This is a genomic window from Micromonospora sp. LH3U1, assembly GCF_028475105.1.
Taxonomy (GTDB): Bacteria; Actinomycetota; Actinomycetes; order Mycobacteriales; family Micromonosporaceae; genus Micromonospora.
The window spans coordinates 4,331,918-4,351,236 of sequence record NZ_CP116936.1 but is presented as its reverse complement, the minus strand read 5'-3'; the positions used below and the strand labels follow the sequence as shown (position 1 = coordinate 4,351,236).

The 19,319-nt window shown below is 69.8% G+C and carries 17 protein-coding genes; 9 read left to right on the top strand and 8 right to left on the bottom strand.

The window, feature by feature from the left end:
* Positions 1-66 precede the first annotated feature (66 nt).
* Positions 67-867, top strand: a complete 801-nt coding sequence (locus PCA76_RS19925) for an SAM-dependent methyltransferase (RefSeq protein WP_272611968.1) — start codon at positions 67-69, stop codon at positions 865-867.
* A gap of 7 nt (positions 868-874) precedes the next feature.
* Here PCA76_RS19925 and PCA76_RS19920 read toward each other — a convergent pair whose 3' ends face one another.
* From PCA76_RS19920 to PCA76_RS19910, 3 genes are all read right to left on the bottom strand, one after another.
* On the bottom strand, positions 875-1,849 hold the full coding sequence (locus PCA76_RS19920) for an endonuclease domain-containing protein (protein ID WP_272611967.1): 975 nt from the start codon (positions 1,847-1,849) through the stop codon (positions 875-877).
* Positions 1,850-2,074: 225 nt separating this feature from the next.
* Positions 2,075-2,323 (bottom strand): flavin reductase, encoded by a 249-nt coding sequence (locus PCA76_RS19915; protein WP_272611966.1) that lies wholly within the window; start codon positions 2,321-2,323, stop codon positions 2,075-2,077.
* On the bottom strand, positions 2,323-2,625 hold the full coding sequence (locus tag PCA76_RS19910) for a hypothetical protein (protein WP_272611964.1): 303 nt from the start codon (positions 2,623-2,625) through the stop codon (positions 2,323-2,325). The genes PCA76_RS19915 and PCA76_RS19910 overlap by 1 nt, the downstream gene beginning before the upstream one ends.
* Before the next feature lie 238 nt (positions 2,626-2,863).
* Here PCA76_RS19910 and PCA76_RS19905 point away from each other — a divergent pair, with 238 nt between their 5' ends.
* Both PCA76_RS19905 and PCA76_RS19900 read left to right on the top strand, forming a co-directional pair.
* Entirely contained in the window at positions 2,864-3,664 is an 801-nt protein-coding gene (locus tag PCA76_RS19905) for a helix-turn-helix domain-containing protein (RefSeq protein ID WP_272611963.1), read from the top strand.
* Entirely contained in the window at positions 3,655-3,846 is a 192-nt protein-coding gene (locus PCA76_RS19900; protein ID WP_272611962.1) for a DUF397 domain-containing protein, read from the top strand. Before PCA76_RS19905 ends, PCA76_RS19900 begins: the two co-directional genes overlap by 10 nt.
* A gap of 66 nt (positions 3,847-3,912) precedes the next feature.
* Here PCA76_RS19900 and PCA76_RS19895 read toward each other — a convergent pair whose 3' ends face one another.
* A complete protein-coding gene (locus PCA76_RS19895) occupies positions 3,913-6,723 on the bottom strand; it encodes a M14 family zinc carboxypeptidase (RefSeq protein ID WP_272611961.1) in 2,811 nt (936 codons plus the stop codon).
* A gap of 135 nt (positions 6,724-6,858) precedes the next feature.
* Between PCA76_RS19895 and PCA76_RS19890 the strand changes: the two genes are divergently transcribed.
* Together PCA76_RS19890 and PCA76_RS19885 are read left to right on the top strand one after the other, a co-directional pair.
* Entirely contained in the window at positions 6,859-7,356 is a 498-nt protein-coding gene (locus PCA76_RS19890; RefSeq protein ID WP_272611960.1) for a hypothetical protein, read from the top strand.
* 54 nt (positions 7,357-7,410) lie between these two features.
* Positions 7,411-7,821: an effector-associated constant component EACC1 gene (locus PCA76_RS19885; RefSeq protein ID WP_272611959.1), complete on the top strand. Its 411-nt coding sequence runs from the start codon at positions 7,411-7,413 to the stop codon at positions 7,819-7,821.
* Positions 7,822-8,013: 192 nt separating this feature from the next.
* On the opposite strand, the gene PCA76_RS19880 is transcribed toward PCA76_RS19885, so the two are convergent.
* Positions 8,014-9,339: a glycoside hydrolase family 18 protein gene (locus tag PCA76_RS19880; protein ID WP_272611958.1), complete on the bottom strand. Its 1,326-nt coding sequence runs from the start codon at positions 9,337-9,339 to the stop codon at positions 8,014-8,016.
* A gap of 146 nt (positions 9,340-9,485) precedes the next feature.
* On the opposite strand from PCA76_RS19880, the gene PCA76_RS19875 reads away from it, so the two are divergent.
* Positions 9,486-10,370 carry a bile acid:sodium symporter family protein gene (locus PCA76_RS19875; RefSeq protein ID WP_272611957.1) on the top strand — a complete coding sequence of 295 codons (885 nt, stop codon included), beginning with the start codon at positions 9,486-9,488 and terminating at the stop codon, positions 10,368-10,370.
* 50 nt (positions 10,371-10,420) lie between these two features.
* Here the strand turns inward: PCA76_RS19875 and PCA76_RS19870 are convergent, their stop codons facing one another.
* A complete protein-coding gene (locus PCA76_RS19870) occupies positions 10,421-10,840 on the bottom strand; it encodes a PPOX class F420-dependent oxidoreductase (protein ID WP_272611956.1) in 420 nt (139 codons plus the stop codon).
* A 233-nt stretch (positions 10,841-11,073) separates the two neighbouring features.
* On the opposite strand from PCA76_RS19870, the gene PCA76_RS19865 reads away from it, so the two are divergent.
* Entirely contained in the window at positions 11,074-12,114 is a 1,041-nt protein-coding gene (locus PCA76_RS19865; protein ID WP_272611955.1) for a Fic family protein, read from the top strand.
* A gap of 130 nt (positions 12,115-12,244) precedes the next feature.
* Positions 12,245-13,138, top strand: coding sequence for an NAD-dependent epimerase/dehydratase family protein (locus tag PCA76_RS19860; RefSeq protein WP_272611954.1), 894 nt, complete (start codon positions 12,245-12,247; stop codon positions 13,136-13,138).
* A gap of 6 nt (positions 13,139-13,144) precedes the next feature.
* Here the strand turns inward: PCA76_RS19860 and PCA76_RS19855 are convergent, their stop codons facing one another.
* On the bottom strand, positions 13,145-14,248 hold the full coding sequence (locus PCA76_RS19855) for a glycoside hydrolase family protein (RefSeq protein ID WP_272611953.1): 1,104 nt from the start codon (positions 14,246-14,248) through the stop codon (positions 13,145-13,147).
* 293 nt (positions 14,249-14,541) lie between these two features.
* Here PCA76_RS19855 and PCA76_RS19850 point away from each other — a divergent pair, with 293 nt between their 5' ends.
* The gene (locus PCA76_RS19850; protein ID WP_272611952.1) at positions 14,542-18,204 is read left to right on the top strand and encodes a family 78 glycoside hydrolase catalytic domain; all 3,663 of its coding nucleotides are present in this window, start codon (positions 14,542-14,544) and stop codon (positions 18,202-18,204) included.
* A 68-nt stretch (positions 18,205-18,272) separates the two neighbouring features.
* Here PCA76_RS19850 and PCA76_RS19845 read toward each other — a convergent pair whose 3' ends face one another.
* Complete coding sequence (locus tag PCA76_RS19845) at positions 18,273-19,304, bottom strand: LacI family DNA-binding transcriptional regulator (RefSeq protein ID WP_272611951.1); 1,032 nt, start codon at positions 19,302-19,304, stop codon at positions 18,273-18,275.
* Positions 19,305-19,319 lie beyond the last annotated feature (15 nt).

Here is a 19,319-nt window from a genome sequence, read left to right as displayed (position 1 = left end):
GAGGGACAGTTGATCGACCAGCGTGGACGTTATGCTGCGGGATCGGCGGGGGAGAGGTGGTCGTTGATGACGCAGTCGGAGCCCGAGGTTGGCCTGCAACCTGACAAGCCGAACGCGGCGAGGATGTTCGACTACTACCTCGGGGGCAAGGACAATTTCGCCGCCGACCGGGCTGCCGCAGAGATGGTGTTGCAGGTGGCGCCGTGGATGCCCGAGGCCGCCCGGCAGGGCCGCGACCTGATCGCCCGGACGGTCCGCCACCTCGTGCGGGAGCGGGGCGTCCGGCAGATCCTGGACCTCGGGTCCGGCCTGCCGACGAAGGACAACGTGCATGAGATCGCCCACCGCATCGACCCGGACGTGCGCGTCGTCTACGTCGACAACGACCCGGTGGTCTGCGCCCACGGGCGTGCCCTGCTCGCCGACACGAAGACGGTGTCGGTGGTGCAGGCCGACCTGAGGAACCCCGAGCAGGTCCTCGGCCACCCGGAGGTCAGCGCCGCGATCGACTTCGGCAGCCCGGTCGCGGTGCTCATGATGTTCGTCCTGCACCTGGTGCCCGACGACCATGATCCGCAGCAGATCGTGACGGCGTACCGTGGCGCTCTTGCCCCCGGCAGCTATCTGGCGCTGTCGCACGCCAGCACCGACGTGCACCCCGACCTGATGGCGCAGATCTCCGCGATCTACCAGCGCGCGAACAGCCCGTTCGTGCCGCGCAGTCACGCGGACGTCTCCCGGTTCTTCGGCGACTTCGTCCTCGAACCGCCCGGTCTGGTCAACATGTGGCCGCACGCCGAGCCGCCGGCCACCGAGGATCCGGTGGTCGCCCGCACCGGCTACAGCGGCGTCGGCCGCAAGCCCTAGCTGTGGGTCACTGGCGTGCGGGGTGGCGCAGGGGCGGGGTTGGGGTCCAGCCGGCTGCGACGAGTGCGCGGCGGACGGTCTCGGCGACCTCGTCGGGGCGGGCCCGAACCAGCCAGGCCGGGAAGCGCAGAATACGGTCGCCGCTGGTCCAGACGTCGTTTTGCCGACGCATGTCGGCCGCCCACTGCCGGGCGTCCATGTGATGCGCGCCGTCGATCTCCACCTGCACCCGCCACTCCCGCCAGTACGCGTCCAGCCAGCGGTTCCGGCCCGCCGCGTCGACCCGGTGTTCCTGCAGGTCGGGGGCGGGAAGCCGATGCCGGCGGCACAGCCGTAAGAAGTCGATCTCGGAGAGCGCCTGTGCGCCGCCCGCGATGTCGCTGACGGTCTGCCCGATCAGCCGCCGGCGGGGCGCACGAGGGAGGACGTCGAGCACCGCCTGCAACTCCTCGGGCAGCACCCGGCGCTGCTGGCAACCGGCGGCCAGCAACCCCTGCGCCTCGTCCACGCCAACCGCCCAGCCCGCCGCGTCCACGAGTGCTCTGGCCGTCGTGGTGCGCGGCGGGCGAGCGAGTTGACGATGAGATTCGGGCAGCACCGACGTGCGGTGCACGATCACCGCGGGCATGTCGATCGGAAGTCGACGCAGGGCGGTCCGCGCGGCCCGGCGGGCGGCCGGCACCAGCACGTGCAGTGGCTCGCGCCGCAGTCCCCGTACCCCGGCTTCTGCGGCGGCGGTTACCCCGGCCAGCACCGCCCCCGGCCCGGCTGCCAGCACCGCGACCCAGAGCTGTTGGTCGCGGGTCAGTCGGCCGTTGCCGGTCAGCAGGATTCCTCGGCAGATCGACCGCCAGCGCCCGGAGTGGATCCGGCCGCGCACCGTGCCTTCGCTGAGCAGCCCGGAGACCTGTGCGGTCGTCAGCACGCCCGCCTGTTCGAAGGCGAGCCAGTCGAGTGCGTCAGCGTCATCGGCGGGCAGCATCCTGACAGCCTTCGCCGCCGGACCGCCGCCGCGCCACCAGATCTTGGACAGTTCCCGTTATTCGCCGTGCCGCCGCCCGTGCCGCCGCCGCGCCGCCGCGCCGCCCGTGCCGCCGCCGCGCCGCCGTCCCGCCGCGCCAGATCTTGGACAGTTTCCGTTATCCGTTAACGGAAACTGTCCAAGATCTGCGGGGACGTCGCGCTGCCGTTGCGGGAGTGCGGTCTGTTATCGGGCTGACGCCCAGCCGGTGAAGCGATCGGTCAGCTTGGCCGGCGGCGCGGTCGGGTTCAGCGCGGCCAGGTTGCTGGCGGCCTCGGCCTGAAGCGTCGCCAGGTGGACGAGCAGGGCCGCGCGGTCGAGCCGGTACTCCGCGAGGAGCCGAAGTTTCGCGGGGGAGCAGGGCCAGGCGATGCCGCACGTTCCGCAGCGCCACGTCGGGCGGGCCGGCCGATGCTCGGAGGTGCGCCGGGCCATCAGCCGACCCTCAGCGAACCCTGCCGGATCGGACGCCGGGCAGCGGGCCGAGCAAATGGGGTGGGCAGCGAGGTGAGCCAGCGTGCGCCGGCCGGCATCAGGTACAGCTCGCGGCGCGCGATGGCGTCACCGTTCGAACCGAGCTGGTAGGCGTCGATCCACAACCAACCGTGGTACGTGTGTCGGTCGGTGAGGGCGCGGATCACCCGGACGGTGATGGGTCGAGCGAACTGTGGGCTCGCGGTACGGGTCAGGTGCAGCAGATCACCGGACCGCACCTGCGTTGGCTGGTCTGTGGACATGGTCCTCCCCCGGCTCGCGTTGGGAGGGGCCGCCCCGTGAGTGCTCGCCCAGAGGGGCGGCCCCGGTACGAACGCGTCCGCCGGGTCTCGGGTCCTCCACCGGCCGCGCCGCTGGTGACACTCTGCTGTGGAGACCACTACCCTCGGAAGGTGGTTCGCCGGTTCGGGCTGAGCTGGCGACACGTTCCACGCCGGGTGGCGGCGTGAGTAATTGATCTTCCGGTTTGGGGAGTGCCGAATGCCCGACTTGCCGCACCCGCTCGCCGCGTTCATCGTGGCCGAGATACGCCGCGCCCGAGGGGCCGCCGGAATGACGCAGGATGCCTTCGGTCGGGGCGCCGGCTTCAGCGCATCGCACGTCAGCGCCGTGGAGGGCGAGACGCGAGCGCTGACGATGGACTTCATCAAGGGCGCGGACCGAGCACTGAACAATGCCGGGCTGTTCGAGCGCATGGTGGGAAAGCTCGGTGCCCCGTCCTGGTTCCTGCCGTGGCTCGACGCGGAGCGCACGGCGACGCAGCTCAGGTCCTTTCAGCCGAACCTTGTTCCGGGCCTGCTCCAGACGGAGAACTACGGCCGCGCCGTCATCCGCTGCAACGAAACGCTGAGCGAGGACGAGGTCGAGAAGCGGCTGGCCAACCGGATCGACCGGCAGGAGATCATCACGAAGGCGAACGCGCCGCAGTTCATCGCCGTCATCGCCGAGGCGGTGCTCCGCCGCGCCGGCGCGGACTTCCGCGACATCATGGCGGGGCAGATAAAGCAGTTGACCACCCTCGCCGAGCGGCCGAACATCAGCGTTCACGTGCTGCCGGACGACGTCAGCATGCACGTCGGCTTGACCGGGCCCTTCAGCCTGGCGCGCCTGCCCGACCACAAGTGGGTGGGGGAGATGGAGAATCAGCTCGGCGGGGTTGTCATCGACCGCGACGACGATGTGGATACTCTGATGTCGAGGTGGGAGATGGTTCGCAGCGAGGCGCTACCCCGCCGTCAGTCGATCGAACTGATGAAGGAAGTTGCGACGTCATGGACCTGATCGGTGCTACGTGGCGCAAGTCCACCCGCAGCGGCTCCGGCGGCGGCAACTGCGTCGAGGTTGCGGACAATCTGCCCGGCATCGTCGGTGTGCGGGATTCCAAGGACCCCGAAGGGCCAGCGTTGGTCTTCGGGCCGGTCGCCTGGCGGGCGTTCGTCACCGAAGTCGCCCAGCAGTCATAGCCCCCCGAACGCGCCGAAGCGCCCGCCCCCAATCGAGGGGACGGGCGCTTCGCTGTGCAGGGTCCGTCAGCCGACCATCGAGCGCAGTGGCACCTTGGCGGCGTGCAGCGCGCGTACCAGATCTCCCGCGAACGGGTGTTCGTCGAACTGGAGTCCCTCCGGGTTCGGGATCACGACGTACACCGAACTGCCCTTCGCGGAGGTCTCCGCGTCGGTGGTGAAGCGTTCGACGATCGCCGTCGTGCGCGGCAGGTCCGCCGCCGCCACCTCGATGGTGATCGGCCGCCACCCGCCGCCCAGCTCCGGCGTCACCGGCGCGGCTGCGGCGCTGGCGCGCGCCGGGTCGATCCCGGCGGAGCGCCGGGCGTCCGGCGCGGCGGTCGCACCCGCCGGGTAGAGCAGCGCGTTGGCGACCAGGTGCAGACCATTCTCGTTGTACGCCCGGAAGAGCGGATTGAACGCGAACAGCACCGCCCGGCCAGCCCCGGTCGGCTCGTCGACCACGGCGGCCGTCCCCTTCAGCGTGTCCTCGCCGACGGTGTAACCGTTGGCCCAGAACGTGTCACCCGTCGGGTAGCTGAGCACGTTGATCCCGGTGGTGCTCGGGTTGAGGACCGGGTCGCTGTTGTTGAACTCGAAGTCCTCCGTCGGGCGACCCAGGGCGACCGGGCTGTCCTGGTCGACGTCGACCCGCAGGTGCGAGCCGATCACCGTGTAGTCAGCCGGCTTGGTCTTCTCGGTGGTGGAGGTGAGCCCGGCGGCGCGGGCCAGTCGGGTGCCCTCGTTGCGCAACCCGACGTAGGTGTGGCCCTGGGCGATCCAGTCGCGCAGGTTTGCCTGGCCGGTGGCGGTCAGACCGCCGGTCGCGCTGTTGCCGTCCGGCACCAACAGCACGGTACGTCCGGTGAACGCCTCGGTGTTGTCGTTGATGTCGGCCGTGGTGACCGGCGTCAGGTCGAGCCCCCAACGCTTGCCGAGCACGTACCGGGCCTCGCCGTGGGAGCCCGACGTGGTGGAAATGCCGGTGCCCTGGAACAGCCCCACCTTCGGCAGGTCGAGGCGGGTGCCGGCGGGCCGCCCGCCCGGGGTGAGGGTCACCCCGAGTCTTTCGGCCAGCTCGTCGACCGTACGGCTCAGCTTGGTCGCCGGGAGCGCGACCCTGCTGGTCTTCAGGTCACGGACGAGGGGGACGCCGCGTCCGAGCAGGGTGAACGTGAACTCCGCCGCCGCCGCCGAGTCCAGCGGGTACGTGTACGAGCCCCACGGCCACGCCGGCGCGGTCCGGCCGCCGGAGATCGTGCGGACCAGTTCGGCCTTCGGCCGGACGTTGTCTCCGGTGTAGATCGCGGAGACACCCATCAGCAGCGGGTTGCTCCAGGACGACACGTCGTAGAAGTAGGGGAACGGGGTGTACGGATCCTCGCCCATGATGGCCTGGATCCAGTGTTTCTGCGGTTGGTCCATCGGGATCCAGTACGCGCCCTTGGGCACGGTCAGGTTGGTGGCCGTCCGCCCGCCGAAGACCCGCGCGGTGGGCACCCGGGTCGGCTTCTGCACCTCGTACACCTCGACGTCCATGCGGCGTAGCCGCTCGACGAGTTGGCGGACGTCGGCGAGCTGCCGGTCGGGCAGCAGGAAGTACGAGCGGATCTTGACGTCCGGCACCGGGAACTGCACCTCGTTGGTGGGCTGCACCACCTCGTTCGGCTCCAGCGTGCCCGCCCTGCCCTGGGCCAGCGCGTCGGTCCAGATGTCGAAGTAGCCGCTCAGCACCTCACGCTTGTTCGCGGCGGCCCAGCCGAGCGTCGACCACTGGGTGTTGAACTGCTGCTGAACCCGGTCGGCCACCGCCGACGCGCTGCCCTTCTCGTACGTCATACCGGCCGCACCGAAGCCGGTGGTCGGCACCGTGTCGCCGTAACCCATGAAGAACATGTCGTACGTGTCGTAGTTGAAGTAGCACTCGGTGGTGACGGTCTCGTCGCAGGCGCCGTTGTAGCCGAAGCCGGCCTTGTTGGCCTCGCCGATCCGGTTGATCCAGTCCACCGCCTCACCGGCGATCTCGTGGTGGATCGGGTCCGCGTTGGGCGGGAAGAAGTACTCGCGGCCACCCATCTCGTGGGCGTCGATGAAGACCTGCGGCGGGTAGCGGCGCAGGAGTTCCAGCTTGCCGTCGGTCTCCTGCTGGGTGCGGGCGAACCAGTCCCGGTTCATGTCGAAGCCGAACTCGTTCTGCCGCCGGGTCGCGTCGCGGCCATCCGGGTTCTGGGTGGGAACGATGATGGTGACCAGGTTGTCGTTGCGCTTGGCGACCTCGCAGGACAGACCCGCCGCCAGCTCGTACAGCGTCTTGAGTGCCGCATCGGTGCCGCTCTTCTCGCCGCCGTGCACGTTCGCGGTGACCCAGACGATGGCCGGGCTGTCCTTCGCCGTCCGGGCGGCTGTCCGCGCGCTGGTCCGGCGCGGGTCGCGCAGGTCCCGGACATCGTCGGCGATCTCACGCAGCGCGGCGGGCCGTACGTTGCGCTCGTTGGACACCACCGCGTACGGCAGTGGCTGGCCGAGCACACTGGTGGCCAGCACGCCGGTGGTGACGCGGTCGGAGGCGCCGTCCACGGCCCCAAGATAGGTCCGGACCTCGGCGTTCGTGACGACCCGCTCCTGCCCCGCGCCGAGCGGGAAGCCGAGCACAGCCTCCGGGGTGGGCACCGCGCTCAGCCGGGCGGTCGGGTCGTTACTACAGGGGGAGGGGCGGGCGGCGCTCGCGGCCGACGTGCCGCTGAGCAGGGGAGTCATGCCGAGGAGGAGCGCGACCGTGGCGGCACTCGCCAGCCGCCTCGGGGGGACCGTCCAGAACGGACGCGACGATGGAGCCATGTCTCGGGTTCCCTTCTCGGGGGAAAGCCTCGCAGTGGCCGGAGCCTATGAACCGTCGATACGGCGGTCAAGAGCTGATCGACTTCTGTGATTGCGTGGGATGCCGGCGTCGGAGCCGGCTGGCAGGATGGTGACGTGCCGGAGCTGACGCTGTTCGCCGACTATCGGCAGATCCACGTGTTCGATGAGGCTGCCGACGAGGACCTCGACGACGAGATCACCGACGAGGCGCTCGGCGATGGTCTGGTGGTGGGCCGCTGCGCGCTGATTGTGTGCACGGAGGTCAGCGTCGACGTGGCCGTCCTGGTGGAGGTGTCGGCGCAGCCTCCGGTCGACGACGTCGCGGCGTTCGATCACGTGGTCGAAGGCAGCATCGAGGTCAGCTCGGGCCGGCTCGTCGTCATGGGCTGCACGGACTACCTGCCGGACGCCACCCGGGTTGAGGTGCCCGCCGGTTGGCTGCGGGTCCGGGCGTCCCGCGCCAACCTCGCCGCGGCGCAGGCCGCCGACATCGACTCGGCCGAAGATTCGGCGACCATGGAACGCCTCCGCATCCAGCTCTGGCCGGCCCCGCCCGCCGCACGCACGGTGCTGAGGCACTGGCAGTCAGCGGGCGAGAACTCGCAGCCGTGATGGTACGAACGCGGCACTGGGATCCGCGCGGTAGATAGATCACTATTGGTTGTCGTGTCCGTACTCGTTGTCCGCAACCGGAAGGAGGAGACGTTGCCGCCGTCTCTGGAGACGATCACACTTTCGGCTCACCCGGATCTTCCCTCCGCCGATGCACGGCGTTCTCTGGCATCCTGGCTGCGCGCCGAGGACCGGCTGCGCGAGAGGGTGACCGCGACGCCGCCGGACGAGGTGTCGGCGGCCGGCGCGGACGTGCTGCGGGTAACGGTCGACGGCGCTGGCACCGTCATGGTGCTGGTGCAGGCGATCGCCAGCTGGCTGACCCACCGCCGCGACGATGTGACGGTGAGACTCACCTGTCCAGACGGCTGGTCGGCCGAGTTGGACGTACGCCGGGCCCGGGACATGGACCAGGTGACCGCGCTCATCGAGGCCGCCATACGCGCGGTAACCCCCGAGACCTAGACGCCCCGCCCCGCCCCCGCCCCGCCCCCGCCCCGCCGATCATGGAGTTGTGGTGCCTGCACTTGGCCACATAACGGGTGCTTTGTCGCCCACCACAACTCCATGATCGACGAGGCAGTACGGGTTGACGAACAGCCGCTCCGTCTCACGACCTGCTTCTCATCGCTTGATCACCGTCAACGCCGGGTGCGCCTACCAGGTCGTCAGGCCGAGGCCGATCGTCTTGGTCAGCGTGGCGTTGTCGTCGTCACCGTCCAGCGACCAGATCATGGCTCCGCCCAGACCAGCCTTCCGGATGTAGAGCATCTTCTGCAGCACGACCGCCGGATCGTCGTACGTCCAGAGCGTCGTACCGTCGAACAACCAGGCGTGCCCGGTGCGGAGGTCGCGGTGCACGGCGTAGCCGTTGCCGGCCAGGGTCTTGAGCTTCTTGTAGTCCTCGTAACCGGCCTCGAAGGTGGCCGGTGCGGGCCCGGCGGCGGGCTTGAACAGGCCGTTGCCGCCTCCGGTGACGCCGGTCCAGCCCCGACCGTAGTACGGGATGCCGAGGACGAGCTTGTCGCGTGGGGCACCACGGGCGATCCAGCCGTCGATGGCCACCTCGGCGGAGAAGTCCGGGTTGTCGGGAGCGCCCGCTGGTACGCGTAGCGCCGACTGCTGGTTGGTCACCGCGTCCCAGCCGCCGTGGAAGTCGTACCCCTGCACGGTCGCGAAGTCCAGGTACTTGAAGATCTTGCGGCCCTCGTAGCCGGCGTCCATGGTGGCGGGGTTGGCCGGCAGGAAGGCGGTCAGCGGGTGGTGCGCGCGGGTCGTGCGCCCGTACGCGTCGAGCTGCCGGCGGAATTCGGCGAGCAGCTTGGTGAAGTTCTCCCGGTCCTCCGGACGGATGACGTTGCCGGGCTCACCTTCCCAGTTGGGCCACTCCCAGTCGAGGTCGATGCCGTCGAAGACACCGGCGGCGGCGCCCGGGCCGCCCGGCAGGTTGCCCTTGAGGTACAGGTCGATGCAGGACGTGACGAACGCCTTGCGGGAGGCATCGGTGCGGGCTGCGTTCGAGAAGTACGTCGACCAGGTCCAGCCGCCCAGCGAGATCAGCACCTTCAGTTGGGGGTGCTTGGCCTTCAGCTTGGCGAGCTGCCCGAAGTTGCCGTTGAGCGCCTGGCCGGGGGCGTCCGCGACGCCGTCGACGCTCTCCTCCGCAGGGACGGGTCGCTGGTAGTCGGCCCAGGCGTCGCCCTCGCCCGGCCCGCCATCGACGTAGCAGCGTCCGTCCTCGCTGACGTTGCCGAAGGCGTAGTTGACGTGGGTGAGGCGGCTGGCCGCCCCGGAGGTGTCGAGCTTCTTGACCGGGAAGGCCCGGCCGTAGATGCCCCACTGGGTGAAGTAGCCGACGCGGTGGTAACCGGCGCGGCGTTGCTGGTTGTCGCCCGCACTCGCGGCCGTGGGCGGGGCGGCGGTGATCAGTAGGGTCGCCAGGGCCACGACGGCGGTGAGACGGCGGTGGCGGAATGGTCGCATCGGCACACTCCCATGAGGAATCAAGCAGAATTAGTTAAGAGACTTATCTGATTGATGAAGTTAAGCCGATCACGGTGCTCGGTCAAGAGCCGGCCAGCCACACGGGGGATTGTGAACGCGTTACCGGGTGGTAACGATGTTGTGCCATGGACTCAGCCTTGACCTTGATCGGTCTGCCCATCGCTCTCGGCATCATCATGCTCGGCCTGGGTCTCGGGCTGACCATTGCGGACTTCCGTCGGGTGGCCCAGCACCCGAGAGCCGCCGTCATCGCGCTGGTGTGCCAGGTGCTGGTGCTGCCGGCGCTCTGCTTCGGCCTCGTCCTCGCCTTCGACCTGGCACCGGAACTGGCCGTCGGCATGATGCTGCTGGCCGCCTCGCCCGGCGGCACGACGGCCAACCTCTTCAGCCACCTGTTCGGCGGGCACGTGGCCCTGAACATCACCCTGACCGCCATCAACTCGGTGCTCGCCGTGTTCACCCTGCCGATCCTGGTCAACCTGTCGGCCGCGTACTTCCTGCCGGACGGGAGGAGCCTCGGCCTGCAGTTCGACAAGGTGCTGCAGGTCTTCGCCATCGTGCTCGTCCCGGTCGCGATCGGCATGCTGATCCGGGCCCGGCTGCCGCAGGTCGCCGAGCGCCTGAACCGCCCGGTCCGGATCCTGTCCGTCATCGTGCTCGTCGCGGTGATCGCCGGCGCCGTACTCGGCGAACGGGAGAACATCGCCGACTACTTCGTCTCGGTCGGCCTGGCCGTGCTCGCGTTCAACCTGCTGAGTCTCGCCATCGGGTACGGGGTGCCCCGACTCGCCGGGGTCGACCGGAGCGCCGCGACGGCCGCCGGGTTCGAGATCGGCATCCACAACAGCACCCTGGCCATCACGATCGCGCTCAGCCCGGCGCTGCTCAACAGCACCCAGATGGCGATCCCGGGGGCCGTCTACAGCATCGTCATGTTCTTCACCGCAGCGGCCTTCGGCTACCTGGTGACCCGCGTCGGCACCCGATCCGCCGCCACCCTGACGCCCTGACCGACGCCGGTGCTGGCCCGGTCAACCCCCCAGCTGACCGGGCCAGCCTCTCAGCCGATCTGGCTGTTGTCCTTGAGCGAGCCCCAGCCGTGCCAGCGGTCGATCTCGATCAGGGCGCTGACCCGAGCGCGCTCCCGCCGTGGGTACGCGTTACCGGTGTAGTGCTCAGACAGCCGGTCGATGTCCGCGAGGCCCTCGTCGGCGCGCAACTCGGCGACGTGCCCGATGATGCTGACGTGGGTGTACCAGCCGGCCTCGTCGAGCACGGTGAGGGACACCCGGGGGTCGTTGCGGACGTGCTCCAGCCGGCGGCGACTCTCGTCCATGTTCACCAGGATCCGGCCGTCCTCCCACAGGTACCAGGTGGCGGCGGACACCGGCTGACCACCGTTGCGAAGCGTGGTCATCACGGCGGGGTTCGGCTTCTGGAGCATGGCGACCGCGGCCTCGGGAAGCGGTGGCTTGGACATGAAGTCTCCTCGTCGCGTCAGCGGTTACCCCTGCACGTTACGCACCCGGCTCCTCCGTCGCCCTGTGTTCTGAATCGTGGCGGAGGTAGTAGCTCGGTCGGTTACCAGCGTGGCTACTCCTGCTGCGCGCCTTCCCTCAACGATGCGCAGAACTTGATAAGTTCAATTGACCAGCGGAATCCTGTGACAAGTTTTGTTCATCGATATCCGATCGGCAGATAGCTTGAGAAGAGGTGTGTGTGGTCGGAAGGGGTCGTCCAAGCCGCGCCACCGTCTACCTGCGGCTCGATCACGCGTTGGGGGAACTGAACCAGCGTCTCGGTGGCCTTCCTAACCCAAAGGAGGCGCAGACGATCTGGGAAGACATCTGGCACCAGGAGGCCCACCACTCCACTGCGCTGGAGGGCAACACGCTAGTGCTGCGCGAGGTGCAGGCGCTACTGGAACGGGGCCGGGCCGTCGGGTCAAAGCCGCTGAGGGAATACAACGAGGTCCGCGGCTATGCCGACGCCGCCCGGTGGGTCTACAGCCAGGCCCTGGAACCCGACGGATGGCACGATGGCCGTCTGGTCAGCGTCACAGAGGTCCGCCAGGTCCATCGCACCGCTATGACTCCCGTCTGGGACGTTGAACCTCCCGCCGAGGCCACCGGCAGCGAGGGGCCCGGAAACTTCCGGCGGCATGACATCCGCCCGTTCTCCGCAGGGATGGCCCCGCCAGCATGGCCCCTGGTGCCGGCCCAGGTCGACCAGTGGGTCGAGGAAGCCTGCGAGACCGGGGAGCGTCTTGCGGCCGGCGGCTCGCTGGATCGGCCGTTGCCGGAGGAACTCGCCCGGCTGCACGACGACTTCGAGCGGGTGCACCCCTTCATTGACGGAAACGGGCGAGCGGGGCGGCTACTGCTCAACCTGATCCTCGTACGCCTCGGCTACCCACCCGTGATCATCTTCAAGCGCCAGCGTGACGCCTATCTTGCCGCGATGCAGAGGGCGGACGTCGGAGACTATGGTGCGCTGGGAGAGCTCATCGCGCGTGCAATGTATGACAACCTAAATCGCTTCATTGTGCCGAACGTCGCGGGCCCTGCCCGCCTCGTGCCGCTCGCGGCCCTCGTGACAACGGAGTTCAGCCTTCCGGCGTTGCGACAGGCTGCCCAGCGCGGGCGTCTCGACGCAGTGCAGGGGTCGGACGGCATCTGGCGAAGTTCCCGCAAGGCTGTCGAGGCGTACCGGGCTACGAGGAACCAGAAGCGGTACCGCTCCGGAGGAACCTGATCCAGTTGCCGCGCGGTCGGGTAGGTGTCGAACAGGGCCGGTTGCTGCTAGCAGAAAGCGTGGCGGCGCATGGCGTAAGAGAGCTGCACCCGCGTGAGCGGCATCGCGCCTTGCCGGAGAGGATGTGGTCATGACCAACTCCGCACTGCCCAGGCGTGTTGTCGTCACCGGTGCCACCGGCAAGCTCGGCCGCGCCGTGGTCGCCCACCTGCGCGCCGTGGGCGTCGACGTGCTGGCGGTGGACCGCGCCGGCGGACGCGACCCCCGCGACATGGCAGGCGAGTTCCTCCTCGTCGACCTCACCGACTACGGGCAGGTGGTGGAGGCGTTCACCGGGGGCGCCGACGAGCACGCCGACGGGGTCGACGCGATCGTGCACCTGGCGGCGGTCCCCGCCCCCGGGCTGATGTCGAACGCCACCACGTTCGCGAACAACTCCGCCGCCACGTACAACGTGTTCGCCGCGGCCAGGGCGGCCGGGATCAAGCGAGTGGTGTGGGCGTCGAGCGAGACGGTGCTCGGGCTGCCGTTCGACACCCCGCCGCCGTACGCGCCGGTCGACGAGGAGTACGCGCCGCGGCCGGAGTCGACGTACTCGCTGAACAAGGCGCTGGAGGAGGAGATGGCGCGGCACTTCTGCCGCTGGGACCCGGAGCTGGTCATGGTGGGTCTGCGCTTCTCCAACGTGATGGACGTCGAGGACTACGCACCATTCCCCTCGTTCGACGCCGACCCGCAGCTGCGCCGGTGGAACCTGTGGGGCTACATCGACGCCCGCGACGGGGCGCAGGCGGTCGAGCGTGCGCTCGCCCACGACCAGCCCGGTGCCGACGTCTTCATCATCGCCAACGCCGACACCGTCATGAGCAGGTCCAGCGCCAGTCTCATGGCCGAGGTCCACCCGGGCGTCGAGGTCCGCAAGGAGCTTGGTGAGCACGAAACGCTGCTCAGCATCGACAAGGCGCGACGGGTGCTGGGTTACCAGCCGCGCCACTCCTGGCGGAACCACGTGGACCAGACGTAGTCCAGGTCAGCGTGCGGCCTGGTAGGCGCGACCGACGGCGGTCGCCGTGCTGCCGGTGCGGAAGAGCCCCGTCTGGTCCTTGTCCGTGGCGGGCAGGCCGAACCACGCGTACCGCTGTAGCCAGGACAGGCCGCCCAGCATCCGGGTGGCCGCGGTGAGGAACGCGGCCTGCTGTGCCTGGGTCGGGAAGCGAACGCCGTTGGAGAAGTCGATCAGGGCGAACTCGGTGAGCCAGATCGGCAGCTTGTATCGGTCGTGCACGGCCTGGAGATACGACTTGAGCTGGTTGACGGCGTTGGCGGTGGTGAAGTCGCCGCCGTACCAGTGCAGGGCGATGAAGTCGACGCGGTAACCGCGCTGCTTCGCGCCGGCCATGAAGCGGTCGAGCCACTCGCCCGGCCGGTCACCGCCCCACGCCACCGCCGGGCTGCCCAGCGGAAGGCCCGTGGCTTCCAGTTGCGGCCACAGCTCCAACGCCTGCTCCACGGTCATCTCCGCCTGACCATTCATGTCCGGCTCGTTGAACCCGAGCAGGTAGCGGCCGTTCTTCCTGGCCTGTTGCAGGTTGGTGGCGGTGACGCTCTTCGCCCCCCAGATCATCGGAACGAACTCGGCGTCCTTCGGGCTGGTGACGCCCTGGTGGGCCACGTCCCAGGTGTAGTACCAACTCGCTCCGGAGTTGGCCAGTGCCTGGCTGACGCCGTCGAAGGTCCACACCCCGACACCCTTGCGCTTCGAGGTCACCGCGGGCACTGCCGGGGCGACCGAACGCCCGGTCGTCGGCTTCGCCGTCGGCGTTGCCGTCGGGGTCACCCCCGCCGGGCTCGTCGTGGCGGCGGGCGTGGTCGCGGTGGGTGGGCTGGGCTCCGGACCCGTGGGCGTCAGGGCGTCGACCGCCTGCGTCGCCGCGGGGGCGGGCGTCGGCCCGGTCGGTTGCACCACGACGATCACACCGGTCACCAGTACGGCGACCAGGGCGGCCACGGCGAGCGGCCACAGCAGACGCGTCGCGCCACTCGGGAGGCGACCGCGCAGCCCGCGCCGGCGTCGCGCGTGGGCGCCACCGGTCACCACTGCGGTGTCGGCTCCATCCGGACCGGTTCCGCGCATCGTCTCGACTCCTTCTTGTGGTCGTACCGCTACCTGTCGTGGGGGGTGGCGGAAGATCCGCTACATGCCTCCCCTCAGGAGACTGGTCGGCCGCACCGGGATAACAGTTTCCACCGCTGGTGTCGGCCGTCGATCATCACCCGTCGAGGCAGAACAGATTCATCGACGTGAACGTCTTCACTTGACCAAAACGAGCGCGTAGCCTACCTGAAACGATTCATTGGGCGGAGGCCGACGCGACCCGACGTACTCCTGCTGCCGAACCACGCAGAGAAGGAAGAGGACCAGGAATGATGCGCACGTCGCGGCGCCACGCCGCATTTTCCGCGCTTCTCGTGCTGCTGCTCGGCCTGACGCCGATGGTGGTGCCGGGCTCGGCCACCGCCGCGCCGGCCGCCGCAGCGCTGACGGCGACCGACCTGACCGCTGAACGGGCCACCGCACCGATCGGGTTGGACGTGCCACAACCCCGCCTCGGCTGGCGGATCGACGCCACCGCCCGGGGCGTGCTCCAGGAGTCCTACCAGGTGCGCGTCGCCACCAGCGCGGATCGCCTCGGCGCCCCCGACGTCTGGGACAGCGGCCGGGTCCGGTCACGGCAGAGCACCCTCGTCCCGTACGCCGGCCCGCAACTGCGACCCCGCACCCGGTACGCCTGGCAGGTCCAGGTCTGGGACACCGCCGGCAACGCGTCCGGCTGGAGCGCGCCCGCGTCCTGGGAGACCGGCGTACGCGGTGGTGCGGGCTGGCAGGCCGACTGGATCGGCATGCCGTCGCCGACCGAGGCCTGGACCGACTACACCGTGCAGACGACGGTACGGCTGGAACGCGACGCGGCCGGAATCTACCTACGTGCCCGGGGCGCGGCGAACGCGTACATGTGGCAGTTCTCCATCACCAACGGCAGCGCGAAACTGCGCCCGCACGCCCGGGTCAACGGCGCCTGGACGGTGCTCAAGGAAGTGTCGCTCAGCGGTGTCGTACCGGCCGACAAGCTGACCACGCCGCACACCCTGCGCATCACCGTGGCCGGGAACACCATCACCACCTGGGTCGACGGCACCCAGGTCGACGTCACCACCAGCACCGCGCACCAGGCCGGCTCGGTCGGGCTGCGGACGAACGGGTTGGAGTCCGGCGTCTTCTCCAACTTCTCGGTGACCAGCGGTGGTCAGACGCTCTTCGCGGCCCCGCTCACCGACGGGGTGAACCCGTTCGGGGCGGGCACGGTCACCTCGGCCGGCCTGCGGGTCGGCGGCGACACCGAGGCCATGCTCATCGCGCTGGACGCGAACCCGTTGCTGCGCCGGGCCTTCCGGGTCGACGGCACGGTCGCCCGAGCTCGGATCTACGCCACCGCGCTCGGCGTCTACCAGCTCTCCCTCAACGGCCAGCGGGTCGGCGACCACGAGCTGGCGCCCGGCTGGACCGACTACCACAAGCGGGTGCAGTACCAGACATACGACGTGACCAGCCAGCTCCGTGCGGGCGACAACGCCCTCGGCGCCCTGCTCGGCGACGGCTGGTACGCGGGCAGCATCGCCTGGTTCGGCACCGACAACTACGGCTCCCGGCCGCATCTGAGCGCCCAACTGCTGATCGACTACACCGACGGGCGTAGCGCGACCATCGGCACCGACGGGTCGTGGCGTGCCACGGCCGGGCCGTTCCTGCAGAGCGATCTGATCCACGGCGAGACCTACGACGCGCGGCGGTTGCCGGCCGGCTGGAACCAGCCGGGGTTCAACGACGCCGGCTGGAAGCCCGCCACCGTCGACGACGTCGACGCCACCGACAAGATCGTCGCCCAGGTCGACCCGCCGGTGCGGGTCACGCAGGAACTGCCGGCCCGGGCGCTGACCCAGCCCACTCCCGGCACCTGGATCTTCGACCTCGGTCAGAACATGGTGGGCAAGGTGCGGCTGAAGGTCAACGGCCCGGCCGGTTCGACGGTCCGTATCCGGCACGCCGAGGTGCTCAACCCGAACGGCACCGCGTACACCGCCAACCTGCGTTCGGCCCGGGCCACCGACCTGTACACGCTGCGGGGCGGCGGCGCCGAGGTCTACGAGCCGACGTTCACCTTCCACGGCTTCCGTTACGTCGAGCTGACCGGCTACCCGGGCACCCCCGACCTGTCCTCGGTCACCGGCCTGGTCATGCACACCGACGGGGAGCTGACCAGCGAGTTCCAGACCTCCAACGCCATGGTGAACAAGCTGCACAGCAACATCACCTGGGGGCAGCGCGGCAACTTCCTGTCCATTCCGACCGACACCCCGGCCCGCGACGAACGGCTCGGCTGGACCGGCGACATCAACGTCTTCGCCAACACCGCGACGTTCAACATGGACAGCCTGACGTTCCTCAGCAAGTGGTTGCAGGACCTGCGTGACGCGCAGTCGGCCAACGGCGCGTACCCCGACGTCGCACCGCGCGCCTGCTGCGGGGATGGCGCGACCGGCTGGGCCGACGCCGGGATCACCGTGCCGTACGCGCTCTGGCAGCGCTACGGCGACACCCGGGTCGTCGAGGAGCACTACGCCTCGATGGTGCGGTACGCGTCCTGGTTGGAGAGCACCAGCTCGGGCAACCTGCGGACCAACGCCGGCCCGTACCTCGACTGGCTCAACCTCGACGATGTGACGCCGGCCGGCGTGGTCGGCACCGCCTACTACGCGTACAGCATCCGGCTGCTGGGGGAGTTGGCGGCCGCCATCGGGCGCAACGCCGATGCGACCCGCTACGCGGCGCTGTCCAGGACCATCACCCAGGCGTTCGTCAACAGCTACGTCGCGGCCGACGGCACCGTGCAGGGCGACAGCCAGACCGGGTACGTGCTGGCCATCGGCATGGGCCTGCTGACCGACCCGCTGCGGGCCAGGGCCGCCGACCGGCTGGTCGCCAACGTGCAACGGCACGACTGGCACCTCTCCACCGGCTTCCTCGGCACCCCGGACCTGCTGCCGGCGCTGACCGCCACCGGGCACCTGGATGTCGCCTACCGGCTGCTGCTCAACGACACCTACCCGTCCTGGGGTTACGAGATCGCCAAGGGCGCGACCACGATCTGGGAGCGCTGGGACTCGATCAAACCCGACGGCAGCTTCGGCGACGTGGGGATGAACTCCTTCAACCACTACGCGTACGGCGCGGTGGGCGACTGGATGTATCGGACGGTTGCCGGCATCCAGCCCGACGCCGCCAACCCCGGGTACGCGCACGTCACGTTCGCCCCCCAGCCGGGTGGCAACCTCACCTCGGCCAAGGCGTCGTATCGCTCGGCGTACGGGACGATCGGCAGCGACTGGGACATCGACGCGCGCGGCGACATGCGGCTGCGCCTCACCCTGCCGGCGAACACCACGGCGACGGTGCGCTTCCCGGCGCCCGGACGCGAGGCGGTCACCGAGGGCGGCCGGCCGGCGGAGCAGGCTGACGGGGTGCGGTTCGTCCGGATGGACGGCGCGGTCGCCGTGTACGAGATCGGGTCCGGTTCCTACTCCTTCGCGGTCGTCCCACCGACGGGCGCGTACGACCACGTCGACCTCGGCGTTGCGGCGTCCGAGCAGGCGCACCGCCTCACCGCCTCCACCTACTCGGCCACCAGCACCGAGGCCGGGCTGACCCGCCGGTACACCGACGTGACCCGCCCCGGCGGTTGGTTCGAGTTCGATCTCGCGGTCCGGCCCGGTGAACCGTTCGTGCTGCGCTCGGTGGAGACGTACGACGGGCCACAGCTCAAGGACTACCAGGTGGTCGTGGACGGGGTGGTGGCGCACACCCGCTCGTGGCAGCGCACGGCGGGCGGGCCCGGCGCGGTCAGCTACCAGTTCGTCGTCAACCTGCCGGACGCGACCCGGGACGGCGTGGTGCGGGTGCGGTACCAGGACACCGGCACCGGCTATGACCCGTCGATCGCCGACGTCTGGTCGATGCCCGTCCCGGCGGCCTGACCAACCGGGTGTTGCAGAGGGGAGGCGGGCGGGCATCCGCCCGTCTTCTCGGTCGTCGCCGAGGCCGGTCAGCGCCGGGCGCGTCGGGGCTGGTCGCTGGAGCGGCGGACGACCAGCTCGGGCTGGAACACCACGTGCCGGTGCCGGTGGGTGTCGCCGGACTCGGCCTCTTCCAGCAGCAGTTCCGCTGCGGTGCGGCCGAGCTGGTCGCGGGGTTGGCGCACCGACGACAGCGGCACCGCCGCCGCGTCGGCGAACTCGATGTCGTCGTAGCCGACGATGGCCACGTCGGCCGGCACCCGCAACCCACGCGCGGTCAGTTCCTGGAGTACGCCGAGGGCGATCAGGTCGTTGGCGCAGAACACGGCGGTGGGGCGCTGCCGGACCGGCAACGCCAGCAGCTCTTCGGCGGCGCGTCGGCCGGCGGCGACGGTCAGGCTGGTGGTCACCGCCACCCGGAGTTCGGCTGTGCTGCCACGTTCCTCCAGCGCTGCGGCGGCCCCGGCGTGCCGGTCGGCGACCTGGGCGATGGAGAGCGGGCCACCGAGGTAGGCGATGCGCTGATGGCCCTGGTCCAGCAGGTGGTCCATGGCGAGTCGGCCTCCGAGGACGTCGTCGACCGCCACCGAGCAACGGTTCGCCCGGCCCGTGCCCCGGTCCACCAGCACCACGGGGATGCCCCGCTCGATGAGCTTGTCCAGGTTGGGTTGGGGGCCGTGGCCGACCGGGGTGATGAGGACGCCGCGGACCCGCTGCTCCTCCAGCAACTCCAGGTGGCGGCGCTCCCGGGCGCTGTCCTCGCCGCTGTTGCAGACGACGAGCATGGCGCCGGCTTCCTCGATCACCTGTTCGGCACCCCGGACGACGTCGGTGAAGAACGGGTTGGCCACGTCCAGGACGACGATGGCGACGGTGCGGCTGTGCCCGGCACGCAGTTGACGCGCGGAGTCGTTGCGGACGTAGCCGAGGGTGGTGATGGCGTCGAGCACCCGTTGGCGGGTGGCGGGGGCGACCATGTCGGGCCGGTTGAGCACGTTGCTCACGGTGCCGAGGGAGACGCCGGCGTGCCGGGCGACCTCCTTGATGTTCGCCGTTGCCATGACTCCCTCGATGCC